A 13,382-nucleotide genomic window follows, 5' to 3' on the forward strand; every position below is an offset into this window, starting at 1 on the left:
CTTCTTAAAAGGGACTACCATTCTTGCAAAGTAACGCCTTGATATTAAGCACCTGTGAAACGCTGAATTCTGCATCTTGAGGTGGCTTGGGTATAATAAAAGGGAGCATCACGCTCCCTTTTCTAATCCATGTACTTACTCAAGTACTTTTTAAATACCGGATCAGTTTTCGCTAGTTCTTTTTGCTCCGCTAAAATATCTTTTAGAATTGCTTTAGAGGTTAACGGGTTGGCTAATACAACACGAAATACCACGGTGGGCTGATGGTCATATTTTGCAGGTGTTAAACGTGTACGCGATACAAAAGAACGACCCGCTTCACGCTGACGTTTTTGCATGCTTGCAGTAAAGCGATTCAATGAAGCGTAAATATCTAATTTCGTTTCTTCGTCAGCATCTTTAAGCTTCGCTTGGATTTCTTTTGGTACATAACGATAGGTTAATAAGCAAAGCTCAGGCTCTGAGATTAACTCAAAGTCTTCATCCTGCTTGATCATGTCGGCAAAAGTGCGTGCTTTCACGATACTGCGATCAATTAGCATCTCGTAGCCTTTACGGCCAATAACACGTAAGCAAGCATGCACTAACATTGCCATACCAGGGCGGCTGCCCTCAAGGGTATGACTGCCTAAATCTTTTGAGCCTTTACGAAGAATATATTCCGCATGATGCTCAATAGCATCCGTCGCAGCTGGGTCTTTAAATAACACCAGACCAGCCCCCATTGGTACATACATTTGTTTGTGTGCATCAATGGTTATTGAATCAGCGCGTTCGATACCGCTCAATAGGTGGCGGTAATTTGAAGATAATAAGGTTGAACCACCCCATGCAGCATCGACATGAAAATGACAGCCAAGTTCTTCGCTCAAATCAGCCATTTCATTTAGTGGATCTATGCTGCCTGTTTCAGTCGTCCCAGCAACACCCACGAGTGCCATTACCTTAATGCCAGAGGCTTCAAGCTCATGAGCCTTTTTACGCATCGCATCAACATCGACTTTATTATTTTCGGCGGTTGCAATTGCGACAATGTTATCGCGACCAATACCCAGTAAATCAACGGTTTTGCCTAATGAGTAATGGCCTCGCTCAGAAACAAGCACAGCTAAGCCTTTATAACCATAATGCAGCATTCCAGCGATTAAACCCTGTGCAGCAATACCTTTATAGTCACCATCCGCTTTTAATAAACGGTTGCGGGCAATCCATAGTGCAGTAATGTTAGCAACAGTGCCACCTGAACAAAATGCGCCTAATGACGTTTTCGCACTGTGCATCCATTTACTATAAAAGCTGTCGTCTTCACCATATGCAAGGTGATGCATCATGCCCAAAACTTGTCTTTCAAGAGGCGTAAATGCCTTTGAAGTTTCAATTTTTACTAGGTTTTGGTTAAGACCGACCATTAACTTAGACAGCGGTAACACAAAATGCGGTAATGCTGAGGTCATATGGCCAATAAAGCTCGGCGCAGCGGTATGAACAGAATGAGCAACCAACTGCTCCATAATGTCTTGAGCATAGTCAGATACAAAGGTCGGCTCTTCTGGAATAGTAGCCGTTTGAAAGTCTTTTTCAATTTCGTGCAAAGGCTTTTCGATAGCAGCTATGTTCTCATTTAAGAACCCTGCTAAGTTGCTAGAAATTTCAGATTCGATTTTACTTAATGTCGAGTCTGGTGCTTCTGGCACCGTAAAAATACGAATCAAGCTTTCTTTAGAGGCGACGGCACAACGCTTTTGATCCATCCTAATACCCATAATTAGCAGCTAAAAATGCACCCGATGATGGGACATCTAGGTAAGCACTTTTGCGGCACTGTTTCTACGAAATTGGCTAACTTTACTGGAATATCACGAAAATGTCTCGCATAAAGCAAAAAAGCGCTAATTTCGATGACAAAAAAGTGATCAGTTAATGAAATTTGCAGTCATTTTATACTATCAGACACGCTTTTTTTGAGTATAATCAAACGATAACTGCAAAGGGAACCTCTATGCCCAAAGGAATGCAAAAAACCAGCTGGCTGCTATATGGCTTCGCCGCATTTTTTATTAGCTTATTTGGCTATATCTATTACACCTATGAAACCACGCGTAGTGAGATCATGGAGAATATCGATACCAAACTGCTTAATGCTGCGGTCAGTGTCAAACATATCCTAGGTGATGACTATCACAATATAGTTAATGCGGGCTTACCAATCTCTTCGGCAATATATAAAGACAAAAGCCGAGCCCTATCTGAATATGCAAAACAAATGCAGCTTGCCTATGTGTACGCAATGGTACTGCGCGACGGCAAAGTCTACTTTAGTGCGTCGAGTTACACGCAAAAAGATCAAAACAATGGCCGCGTAACACAGTTTCTAGATGCCTACCCCGAAGCGACAGAACTTAACAAAGAAGCTTTTTTTTCAACAGAGCCGGTATTTGAGGTATCAAAAGATCAATGGGGCTATTTTAAAAGCATCTTTGTCACTTTTGTTGATGATAATGGTCACACCTATATAACTGGTGCCGACATAACCATTAGTGACTTAAATCAGCAGCTGCAGTACAGTGTGACCCGTGCAATGATCACAGGCTGCTTCTTTTTCTTTATTGCAGCTCTAATTGCTGGGCTGTATTTTTTACAACTAAAACGCTCCCTCTCAACAGATGCCCGCACCGGCTTTGCTAACCATGTCGCGCTGGAATACTACATAAAGAAAACCACCAAACACCGTATGGAGCTAGCAGTTATTGCCATTAATGAGTTAGAAGATATTAGCAGTTTTTATGGCACTGAAGTGAGCGACAAAGTAATGGCTAACTTGCTTAGCTATTTTCAATCAAGGATGCCTAGCGAAGGATTTGTCTATCGATTAGCAACGAATAAAATTGCGCTATTACGAACGCATAGTGATGAGCGTAATATCGATGATGTTATTAATGCTTTTAACTATGCTATTCCTGCGTTAAAAGAGCCTTATATCTACGTGAGCTTGTATGCAGGTATTGCTACAGGTAATAAATTAATGCTGATTGAAAATGCCCATGTTGCGCTGCAACAAGCAAAGCTAAATAATCAGCGTATTGTTCGTTATGAAAATGTGTTTAAGCAGGTTGAAGAGAAGTTTAGAAGCAATGTTACGCTTGCCAAAGAAGTAAAAGAAGCCTTCGATAACAACCGTATCGTACCTTACTTTCAAGCGGTCTATAATAACCAAAGCAAACACATTGACCATTATCAATGCCTAGCCAGAATGGCCAGTGCCACGGGTCGTATTCATGCGCCAGATTACTTTATGATGGTGCTAAAGCGCTCACGTATGGACGGTCTTTTAAGGCGCACCATGTTTACTCGCTGCATTGAGCAGTTTAGAAAAACCAATGTGCGATGGAGTATCAACATTACCGCACAAGATATTCTCGACCCAAGCTTAAGCGAGTTTTTAGAGTTACAACTTAGGCGCTATCCGCAGCCTCATAATATTATTTTTCAGTTTTATGAGCGTGATGCCATTGCTTACTTTAGTGAAGTAAAAACCTTTATTAACACCCTAAAAAATAAAGGTGCTCAGGTTATTATCAATGAATTCGGCGCGGGCTTTTCAAACTTACCCCACATTAGGAAGCTAGAAATTGATGGCTTGAAGCTAGATAAAGGGTTGGTGAGCCAAATTCATACCAATACTGATAACTATCTATTTATTGAAAACTTGGTGAAATATGCTCAGCAATTAAAATTAGATGTAATTGCTGAGCAAGTTGAGAACGAACAAATAGCTGACGCGCTTGCTCGAGCAGGTGTTACTTTAATGCAAGGGAGTCATTTTGCACCGCCGACTCCCTATATTCATTAAAGGTTGATCACCAAACGGTGACTTTGTTGACCACTGGCCCAATATTTACGTTCGAATGGGGTAATTGCAGTATCGCTTTCATACAGCTCAACATCGCACTTATGCCCTGCAAGCTCTAATGAGCGGGCAAACTCTTTTACGTATATATCCCAGTTGCTTCTCAGCTCTAAGCGGCCGCCTAATTTAACGATATACGGAAAAATTGCAGCACCGTGCCAGCGTCTTTGCAAGTGCTTTGCTTTTGGCCAAGGATTTGGATACAACAGGTAATGATGACTAGGTTGCCAGTTTGCAGCCACTGCTAAGCGCCAAAAATCGTTTAAATCAGCTTGTACTAAAATGTACTGCCCTGCATCTGTTTGCTTGTACTCGATATCATGCTTATCTAAACGATGTGATGATTTATCAATACCAATCACCAATGCATCATGGTGACGTTTAGCTAAGTTAGCGGTGCTTTCACCCACACCACAACACGAATCAAGAATAATAGGCCCGTTAAATGCCTGCACCTTTTCGTTTACCTGATCAAAAGCCGCTTGCGTATGCTCTGCAATCGGCTTTTTAAATTCAGCACTTAGGTGCTTTAAAACAATTTCGTCTAGCTTTTCATGTAAGCTATGTTGATTCGATACAATACTTCTCGAATTTGCATCCGTCATTAGTGTCTAAGCCCCACACCACGTTTAATAAGGGTTAATGCTAACGTAAATAAACCCACAATAAATAAACCAAGTACACCAAATGCTACCGATAAGTCGACATCAGACACACCTAAGAAACCATATCTAAATGCATTTACCATATAAATAATTGGGTTTACTTGCGATACGCCTTGCCAGAATTCTGGCAACAAGGTGATAGAGTAAAACACCCCACCGAGATAAGTCAGCGGCGTTAAAATAAAGGTCGGGATAATACTAATATCATCAAAGCTATTAGCATAAATTGCATTGATAAGTCCGCCTAACGCAAATACAGCCGACGTTAAAATAACCGTAGCCATAATCACAAAAATATTATGAATTTGAATATCAACAAATAGCAAAGAGACACAGGTAACAATTAAACCAACCAGCATACCTCGTGTCATACCACCGCCCATGTAGCCAAGTACAATGATGTAGTTTGGCACTGGTGCAACTAAGAGCTCTTCAATGCTTTTTTGAAATTTAGTGGAATAAAAACTCGAGGCAACATTCGAGTAAGAGTTGGTGATCACCGACATCATAATCAGACCCGGGACAATAAACTCCATATAACTAAAGCCACCCATATCACCGATACGAGAACCTATCAGATTACCAAAAATCACAAAGTACAGGCTCATCGTGATTGCAGGTGGAACTAAGGTTTGCACCCAAATACGTAAAAAGCGAATACACTCTTTGATCCAAATACTTTTTAGCGCTACTCCATATCTAAACATTATTCGCCTCGCCCTTGTTCTAATAACCCTACAAACAGCTCTTCTAAACGGTTTGCTTTATTTCGCATACTCAGCACAGTATTACCTTGTTCAGTCAGCGCACTAAACACCTGGTTTAAGCCCTGAGACTTCGCCACTTCAACTTCTAAAGTGTGATCATCGGTCAGTGTGTATTGGTAACCTTCAATGCTAATTGGCTGCACTGGTTGCTTTAAATCAAGTACGAAAGTTTCTTTATCAAGCTTGGCAAGTAACGCTTTAATGGTGGTGTTTTCAACAATCACACCACTGTCGATAATCGCGATGTTTTTACATAACAGCTCAGCTTCTTCTAGATAATGGGTGGTCAAAATAATGGTCACACCTTGCTTATTAATCTCGCGAAGAAAATCCCACATAGAGCGGCGTAGCTCAATATCAACACCCGCTGTTGGTTCATCTAAAATGAGTAATTTAGGTTCATGCATCAGTGCACGAGCAATCATTAAACGGCGTTTCATACCGCCTGAAAGGGTGCGCGCTTGTTTATCTTTTTTCTCAAATAAACCTAGTTGCTTTAAGTATTTTTCAGCACGCTCATGCGCCAGCTTTCTTGGTACACCGTAATAGCCTGCTTGGTTAACCAAAATTTGATTTAGTGTTTCAAACTGACTGAAATTAAACTCTTGCGGTACTAAGCCAAGTTCAGACTTAGCAGCTTCAAGGTCTGTATCAATGTCGTGACCAAATACCTGTACGCGGCCGGCACTTTTATTCACTAACGATGAGATAACACCAATAGTGGTTGATTTACCGGCACCATTTGGTCCAAGTAAAGCAAAGAAATCGCCCTGCTGAACTTGTAAATCAATGCCTTTTACGGCTTCAACACCATTTTTATAAACCTTTTTTAGGCCTTCAATATTTAATGCGATCGTTTTTTCGCTCACTGTTTGCCCTCTCCATAACCCCAACGTTTCGTCAAAGTATGTTCAATGTTTAAATGATCTAAAATTCGCGCCACCATAAAATCAACCAAATCTGAAATCTGCTCTGGTTGATGATAAAACCCCGGTGCCGCAGGCATAATAGTTACGCCTAGTCGTGCTAGCTTCAGCATGTTTTCAAGGTGGATTTCGCTAAATGGCGTTTCACGCGGGACTAAAATCAGCTGCCCACGCTCTTTAATGACCACGTCAGCAGCGCGTTCGAGTAAGTTATCTGACGCCCCGACCGCAATTGCAGATACTGAACCGGCACTACACGGGCATACCACCATTTTTTTCGGCGCAGCTGAGCCAGATGCAACAGGGCTAAACCAGTTGTCTTTACCAAATACTTTAAGTTGTTCAGGTGCGGCATTAAAAAGTGTACTAAGCTGCTCTGTCGCTTTGTCTTCATTACCTGAAAGTTTGATATTCGATTCTGTATCAAAGACCACTCTTGCCGCACTTGAAATCAATACATACACCTGAAACTGCTGTTCAAGTAATACCTCTAGTAACCGTAAGCCATAGGGAGCCCCAGAGGCACCGCTAAAAGCTAACGTTATTTTATCTTTAAATTGCATACAGTTAAGCTCCGTATACTGGTTAGTTTTGCTCAAGGGCTGTGATTAAACGCTGATGAATACCTTCAAAACCACCATTACTCATAATTAAAATATGCTGTGACGGCGCACTGTTGCCAACAACCTGAGTAATGATTTCCTCAGTGCTTTTCATGCAATGCATACCTGCTTTGTCTGCGTACCCTTTAAGTGACCAGCTTAAATTTTCTGGCTCAAATAAATACACATCATCTGCTGCATCGAGTGAATCAATCAGGGTTTGTTGATGCACGCCCATTTTCATGGTGTTTGAACGAGGCTCTAAAATAGCAATTATCTTCTCAGTGCCTACTTTTGCACGTAACCCTGCTAAGGTCGTTTTAATTGCCGTTGGATGATGGGCAAAGTCGTCATACACTTTTATTGAGTTAACGTCGGCTTTAAGCTCCATACGGCGCTTAGGAGAGATAAACTCAGTTAAGCCTGCAATACTGACTGATACCGCGATGCCTACGTGTCTGGCTGCTGCAATGGCCATAATGGCATTTTTGACATTGTGCTCGCCCATAGCTTGCCAACTGACAACACCTTGCACTTGTGAATTTAGTAGTACTTCAAATTCACTACCATCAGCTTTTAGTAAACGGTAATCCCAATCACCCTCCAGTGTTTCACTTTCGCTCCAAAGGCCACGCTCAATCACATCTTGTAGTGCTTCGTCTTGGCTTGGCCAAATCACTTTGCCACTACAGGGTAATGTACGCATCAAGTGGTGAAATTGTTTCTTTATCGCGTTTAAATCTTCAAAAATATCAGCATGATCAAATTCAAGATTATTTAGAATTAAGGTGCGCGGTAAGTAATGAACAAATTTACTGCGTTTATCGAAAAACGCCGTGTCGTATTCGTCGGCTTCAATAACAAAAAATGGCGTTTCGCCTACACGGGCAGACACACCAAAGTTTTGTACGATACCACCAATTAAAAAGCCCGGTTTCATTCCTGCGTATTCTAGTAACCATGCCAGCATACTGGCTGTAGTCGTTTTGCCGTGTGTTCCGGCCACAGCCAACACCCAAGAGTTTTGCAGTAAATTATGCTTTAACCATTCTGGACCAGAAGTATAAGGCAAGCCTTTATCAAGAACGTATTCAACGCAAGGGTTGCCTCGGCTCATAGCATTACCAATCACCACCATATCTGGCGCGGGTTCTAGTTGGGCAACGTCATAACCTTGGGTGAGTGTAATTCCTAGCTCTTCTAATTGCGTGCTCATCGGCGGGTACACATTTTGATCAGAGCCTGTCACTGTGTGACCTAACGATTTAGCGATTGCGGCAATACCACCCATAAAGGTGCCACAAATTCCAAGAATGTGAATATGCATCTACTGTCCTGAGCAAAATGAATAAGAGATAAGTAAGGCGTTATAATGCCAAATATAAGCTTTACTTACCATTACTACACGGCATTAGAGTATTGCCAAATTGCCAACATAAAAAAACACCTCAACTTGAGGTGTTTTTTAATTAAGTTTAAAGCCTATTTTACAGCATTAAGAATGCAAACAAACCGACACCTAATAGTAAGCGATAGATAACAAATGGCATCATGCCCATGCGCTCAATCACTTTTAAGAAAAAGAAAATACATGCATAAGCCGATACAAATGATAAACCTGCGCCTAATAGAATTGCATGCCAATCAATTGCCTCGCCCGCTGTAGCCAATTGATATACATAATATGAACCAGCTGCGGCAATAACCGGAATCGACATTAAAAACGAAAAACGTGCAGCGCTTTGCTTGTTTAGACCCAGCATTAAGCCCACAGTAATGGTAATACCTGAACGGGATGTGCCAGGAAATACCATAGCGAGTACTTGCGAGAAGCCTAATAAAAGCGCACTGAAAAAGTTTACTTGGTAAATATTCTTAACTTGCTTTGCTTTTACATCGGCATACCAAAGTAACAAACCAAATACGATGGTTGAAGTAGCAATAACCCAGGCATTACGCGAGTAGCTTTCCACAAAATCTTTAAATAAATAACCAATTAATAATGCTGGAATGGTCGCAACAATAATCCACCAGCCTAAACGACTATCATCGGTTGCGCCTTGTGAACCAAACGATTTAAACCACGCACCGAGAATATCCACCACTTCTTTACGAAAATACAGTACCACAGCACCTAGCGTACCTACGTGTACCGCAACATCAAATGCCAAGCCTTGGTCGTGCCAACCTAAAACTTGTGAGGGTAAAATTAAATGTGCTGAGCTCGAAATAGGTAAAAACTCAGTCAATCCTTGAATTAAGGCTAAAACAATTATCTCAATAATACTCATGGGTTAGAAAACTCCACCTTCCATAGTTTTTGTTGTGGGTTGTTATAATTATTCCATAACTCAGCCAAGGTTAGCTTAGCTACGGGGTGATAAAAATCAGGAGCAATTTCAGCTAGAGGCTGCAATACAAACGCATTTTTGGTTATTTCATCCCGCGGTAATTGCGCAGGCGAATCACAGATAATGTCATCATAAAACAATAAATCAAGGTCTAATGTGCGAGGACTAAACTTTTTATCCTCACGAGTGCGGCCATTATCAAGTTCAATTTTTTTCAGTAGTTTACATAGTTCAGCTAATGGCATATCTGTTTTTGCTGCGACCACTGAATTATAAAAATTACTACCTGCAAACCCCACCGCTTCACTTTCATAAACAGACGAATGTATAAAGTCTGGAAAGTGAGGCTTTAAGGCAATAAGCGCTTGTCGAAGATAATGCTCTTTATTGACATTAGAGCCTAAGCTTATAAAAATTTGCGCCATGGTTAGTTTGCCTTACGACGGGTGATCTCAACTCCCACAGTTTGCGCTTGTGGCACTGCGGCTGGTTTACTAACACGTATAGTGACTTGGTTAGTAGCAAACTCAGCTAAAATAATGGCAGCTAATTGCTCAACTAAAGTTTCAAGTAACTCAACTGGTTTTGCCGTTGTGTGTTCAATCACTCGCTCACTCACTTTGGCGTAATCAAGTGCTAAATTTATATCATCAGTTGCCGCTGCGGCAGAAATATCACATAACATTTCGATATCAAAATACAGGCTTTGTTTACTTTCTTTTTCAAAATCATACACGCCAATAATGGTGTCTACATGTAGTTGTGATATATATACCTTGTCCATTGATACTCCAAGTGACATGAATATTAAAACAACTCCTCATACTAAACGCTTATTGATAACAATAATGCGCTATATAAGCTGTCATACTGTTTTAATATATAAAAATTACCCCTACAATAACGGATAGATGCATTGCAATAAGGTGCTTACATTCTACTCGATGAGAGCGGCAGATGGTTTTGCCGCCAATGATAGCCCAAAAGTGCAGATTAAAAAATAAGGAAGCGCGTGTTAGAAGTTTTAATGTTAGTTTTAGCTTACATACTGGGATCGGTCTCTTCCGCTATCCTTGTATCACGGCTGTTTAAACTACCAGACCCACGCAGTCATGGATCGAATAACCCGGGTGCTACAAATGTTTATCGCCTAGGTGGTAAAGTCCCCGCTGTTTTAGTTCTTGTCTTTGATATTTTAAAAGGAACCATCCCTGTTTGGGGTGCCTACTTTTTAAAAATAGACCCACTAATGCTAGGTTTAATTGGTGTGGCAGCCTGTTTAGGGCATATGTATCCGCTGTTTTTTAGCTTTAAAGGTGGTAAGGCCGTCGCGACCGCTTTTGGCACGTTATTACCCATTGGTTTATCGCTAGGTGGGATGTTGATTGCAACTTGGATCTTAATTGTTGCTATCACACGTTATTCATCGCTTGCGGCACTGGTTACGGTTTCTTTAGCGCCTCTTTATACATGGTGGATAAAACCTTTGTATACCTTGCCAGTTACCTTTTTGACCGTGTTAATAATTTTCCGTCACAGAGCAAATATTACTCGTTTGATGGCGGGGGAAGAACCTAAAGTAGGGGCTAAGAAAAAAGCCCCAGAGCAGGAATAGTGCTATAAATTAAAGTGCTTCGAGTGAATCAATAGGCCAGCGCGGCTTAGTTTTCATATCGAGGCTAGCAAACTGACCTGCTTTCAAACGCTGCATACCAGCATAAGCAATCATAGCGCCGTTATCTGTACAAAACTCTGTGCGCGGGTAATACACGCGCCCTTTCATGCCTTGCATTACTCGCTCAAGTTGAGCACGCAATTGCACGTTTGCACTTACACCACCGGCAATCACTAAACGTTTGATACCTGTTTGCTTTAATGCACGCTTACATTTAATGATTAGGGTATCTATTACCGCTGTTTGGAATGCATGAGCAATATCAGCTTTGGTTTGCTCGTCATCATCGCTATCACGAATCGCAAGCGATGCCGCTGTTTTTAAGCCACTAAAGCTAAAATCTAAGCCTGGTTTATCAGTCATCGGACGTGGAAATACAAAACGCTCAGGCGTACCTTGCTCCGCAAGTTTTGCTAAACGTGGACCACCAGGGTAATCAAGACCTAATAACTTCGCGGTTTTATCGAATGCTTCACCGGCAGCGTCATCAACTGACTCTCCCAGCACTTCGTATTCACCAATGCCAGATACTTTAACCATCATAGTATGACCGCCAGACACCAATAGTGCGATAAACGGAAATTCCGGTTTATCTTCTTCTAGCATTGGCGCAAGAAGGTGACCTTCCATATGATGTACAGCAACGGCTGGAATATTCCAACCATAAGCCAATGAGCGACCAATAGAAGTTCCCACAAGGAGTGCACCAACAAGTCCAGGACCTGCGGTGTAAGCAATACCATCTAAGTCTTCTGGGCCACAGCCAGCTTGTGCAAGTGCGGCATCAATTAAAGGTAAGGTTTTACGTACGTGATCGCGTGACGCAAGCTCAGGTACCACACCGCCGTAATCGGCATGCACTTTTACTTGGCTATACAGTTGATGTGCTAATAAGCCTTGTTCATCATCATAAATGGCAATACCCGTTTCATCACATGATGATTCAATACCTAAAATTCGCATCAATTACTCCGCCAAGAAAAAACAAATGCGTATTTTACAGTGAAAATACGCATTACTGAATATTAAATTGCAATACCGATGTTGGTTTGGCCGTCAGATACAGCAAGTTGCTTAAGCTCTTTTACGTTCTCTGAGGTAATTCGGCCCATTTGCTCTACAAAATCAATAAGCTCTGCAAGCACATCAATTTCATACTGCATTAAAGGGTGTTCACGAACAGCTTTGTTATCAGCAATTTCACCATCCACTGTTAGTTGATATTCAATGAAACGAGCCACTGAAGCTTGTGAAATTTTACTAATATTTAAAAACTCTTGTTCATCTTTAGCTATCAAACCGTGCAACATGCCAAGCAAAGCAGTTGCTGTATCGATTGCGGGATAAGTCCCGAACATGTCAAAGTCAGTTAACTCAGGCACATTCGGCTCTATTTTTTCAATTTGCTTTTCAAGGCTGATTTTACTTTTTGGTAGTAAGATTTTTTCCCAGCAGACACTTAATGCGCTACGAAAAACCGCAGCGTCACCAAACCCTGTTGCTTCACTAAATAAGCTGTAATTAGGCAGCATACGCTCAAGTAATGCGCCACCTAATACCGCTTTTTGCAAATAGTTTAATTCTCTAATACGTTGAAAATTATTCGCTTTCGTCATTCTTTACAGTCCCACAAGACCAACATATTTCAAATGTTGCTCCGTTAAGCTCATGACACTTAGGGCATACCCAGTCAGGAGCCGATTGTTTTAATTGCCGGTAGTTTAGCAATATTTCTTGCGCCTGGCGCTCTTTTAATGCGTAAACGAGTATATCGACCCCTGTTTGTTCAAATGGGATCTCCCCAAGCGCCCCTTGTAAAAGCTCACCTTGCAGTTGCGATTCGATCCCTTTACTTTTTAAAAGCCCTTTAATAATGTTGGCTTCTAAGCCATTTTCAGCCTGAAACACTTTCACCCAAGCGAATGGGTCCTGCTTAGCAGGTTGATTTAAATTATTGTTTTGCAAATCACTTCCCTTTTACTTTTCTATCTTTAAATCCTAAACTACGCTAGCAACTAACTTCGCTGCAATGCTTATTTCAAGGTAGCCAAATGACTTTAACAACACCGGGATTGTTATTCCCAGCAATTTCTTTACTGTTACTTGCTTACACCAACCGTTTTTTGGTGCTTGCTCAACTTATTAGAGAACTCAATGCACGTGAAGGGGAAAGTATCCGCCCATTAGTTGTTGCACAAATTACCAATTTAAGAAAACGCATTAAACTCATTCGGGTGATGCAGGTTTATGGTGTTGCCTCTTTTCTGATGTGTACCTTATCAATGTTTGCATTATTTATAGAGTTTAATACTACAGGAATCATTTTATTTGGTATCAGCCTCGCTTGCTTAGCCTTGTCACTTCTCACCTCTTTGTATGAGATCCACATTTCTTGTGATGCTATTGAAATCGAATTAAAGAATATCGAAAAAAAACCAGTTTCAGATAAGGCAGAGTAAATTTCTGCCTCTATACTTATTGTATGAGAT

General features: G+C 41.2%; 15 protein-coding genes. 3 read left to right on the top strand and 12 right to left on the bottom strand.

Going from position 1 to position 13,382, the window contains the following annotated elements:
* Window positions 1–122 precede the first annotated feature (122 nt).
* Window positions 123–1,751: a pyridoxal-dependent aspartate 1-decarboxylase PanP gene (gene panP / locus AN394_RS11400; protein ID WP_055021565.1), complete on the bottom strand. Its 1,629-nt coding sequence runs from the start codon at window positions 1,749–1,751 to the stop codon at window positions 123–125.
* A gap of 248 nt (window positions 1,752–1,999) precedes the next feature.
* Here panP and AN394_RS11405 point away from each other — a divergent pair, with 248 nt between their 5' ends.
* Window positions 2,000–3,850 (top strand): GGDEF domain-containing protein, encoded by a 1,851-nt coding sequence (locus AN394_RS11405; protein WP_055021566.1) that lies wholly within the window; start codon window positions 2,000–2,002, stop codon window positions 3,848–3,850.
* On the opposite strand, the gene AN394_RS11410 is transcribed toward AN394_RS11405, so the two are convergent.
* From AN394_RS11410 to folB, 8 genes are all read right to left on the bottom strand, one after another.
* Entirely contained in the window at window positions 3,847–4,512 is a 666-nt protein-coding gene (locus tag AN394_RS11410; RefSeq protein WP_055021567.1) for a tRNA (guanosine(46)-N(7))-methyltransferase TrmB, read from the bottom strand. The genes AN394_RS11405 and AN394_RS11410 overlap by 4 nt on opposite strands.
* On the bottom strand, window positions 4,512–5,279 hold the full coding sequence (locus AN394_RS11415) for an ABC transporter permease (protein ID WP_054560948.1): 768 nt from the start codon (window positions 5,277–5,279) through the stop codon (window positions 4,512–4,514). Before AN394_RS11415 ends, AN394_RS11410 begins: the two co-directional genes overlap by 1 nt.
* Window positions 5,279–6,208, bottom strand: a complete 930-nt coding sequence (locus AN394_RS11420) for an ABC transporter ATP-binding protein (protein ID WP_055021568.1) — start codon at window positions 6,206–6,208, stop codon at window positions 5,279–5,281. The genes AN394_RS11415 and AN394_RS11420 overlap by 1 nt, the downstream gene beginning before the upstream one ends.
* The gene (locus tag AN394_RS11425) at window positions 6,205–6,828 is read right to left on the bottom strand and encodes a flavin prenyltransferase UbiX (protein ID WP_054551081.1); all 624 of its coding nucleotides are present in this window, start codon (window positions 6,826–6,828) and stop codon (window positions 6,205–6,207) included. Before AN394_RS11425 ends, AN394_RS11420 begins: the two co-directional genes overlap by 4 nt.
* A 22-nt stretch (window positions 6,829–6,850) precedes the next feature.
* On the bottom strand, window positions 6,851–8,194 hold the full coding sequence (mpl, locus tag AN394_RS11430) for a UDP-N-acetylmuramate:L-alanyl-gamma-D-glutamyl-meso-diaminopimelate ligase (protein WP_055021569.1): 1,344 nt from the start codon (window positions 8,192–8,194) through the stop codon (window positions 6,851–6,853).
* Between the two features lie 160 nt (window positions 8,195–8,354).
* Window positions 8,355–9,158, bottom strand: coding sequence for an undecaprenyl-diphosphate phosphatase (locus AN394_RS11435; RefSeq protein ID WP_054560951.1), 804 nt, complete (start codon window positions 9,156–9,158; stop codon window positions 8,355–8,357).
* Window positions 9,155–9,643, bottom strand: coding sequence for a 2-amino-4-hydroxy-6-hydroxymethyldihydropteridine diphosphokinase (gene folK / locus AN394_RS11440; RefSeq protein ID WP_054560952.1), 489 nt, complete (start codon window positions 9,641–9,643; stop codon window positions 9,155–9,157). The genes AN394_RS11435 and folK overlap by 4 nt, the downstream gene beginning before the upstream one ends.
* Window positions 9,644–9,645: 2 nt before the next feature.
* A complete protein-coding gene (gene folB / locus AN394_RS11445; protein ID WP_055021570.1) occupies window positions 9,646–10,002 on the bottom strand; it encodes a dihydroneopterin aldolase in 357 nt (118 codons plus the stop codon).
* A 228-nt stretch (window positions 10,003–10,230) separates the two neighbouring features.
* Here folB and plsY point away from each other — a divergent pair, with 228 nt between their 5' ends.
* Window positions 10,231–10,833, top strand: a complete 603-nt coding sequence (gene plsY, locus AN394_RS11450; protein ID WP_082401545.1) for a glycerol-3-phosphate 1-O-acyltransferase PlsY — start codon at window positions 10,231–10,233, stop codon at window positions 10,831–10,833.
* A gap of 9 nt (window positions 10,834–10,842) precedes the next feature.
* Here plsY and tsaD read toward each other — a convergent pair whose 3' ends face one another.
* From tsaD to AN394_RS11465, 3 genes are all read right to left on the bottom strand, one after another.
* Complete coding sequence (gene tsaD / locus AN394_RS11455; protein WP_055021571.1) at window positions 10,843–11,856, bottom strand: tRNA (adenosine(37)-N6)-threonylcarbamoyltransferase complex transferase subunit TsaD; 1,014 nt, start codon at window positions 11,854–11,856, stop codon at window positions 10,843–10,845.
* 62 nt (window positions 11,857–11,918) lie between these two features.
* Window positions 11,919–12,509: a YjaG family protein gene (locus AN394_RS11460; protein ID WP_054551075.1), complete on the bottom strand. Its 591-nt coding sequence runs from the start codon at window positions 12,507–12,509 to the stop codon at window positions 11,919–11,921.
* Window positions 12,493–12,858 carry a DUF2007 domain-containing protein gene (locus AN394_RS11465; protein ID WP_054560955.1) on the bottom strand — a complete coding sequence of 122 codons (366 nt, stop codon included), beginning with the start codon at window positions 12,856–12,858 and terminating at the stop codon, window positions 12,493–12,495. Before AN394_RS11465 ends, AN394_RS11460 begins: the two co-directional genes overlap by 17 nt.
* Window positions 12,859–12,944: 86 nt before the next feature.
* Here AN394_RS11465 and AN394_RS11470 point away from each other — a divergent pair, with 86 nt between their 5' ends.
* Window positions 12,945–13,352, top strand: coding sequence for a DUF2721 domain-containing protein (locus tag AN394_RS11470; RefSeq protein ID WP_054560956.1), 408 nt, complete (start codon window positions 12,945–12,947; stop codon window positions 13,350–13,352).
* The last annotated feature ends 30 nt before the right edge of the window (window positions 13,353–13,382 follow it).

Origin of the sequence: Pseudoalteromonas sp. P1-26 (genome assembly GCF_001401795.1) — a bacterium.
Lineage (GTDB): Bacteria > Pseudomonadota > Gammaproteobacteria > Enterobacterales > Alteromonadaceae > Pseudoalteromonas.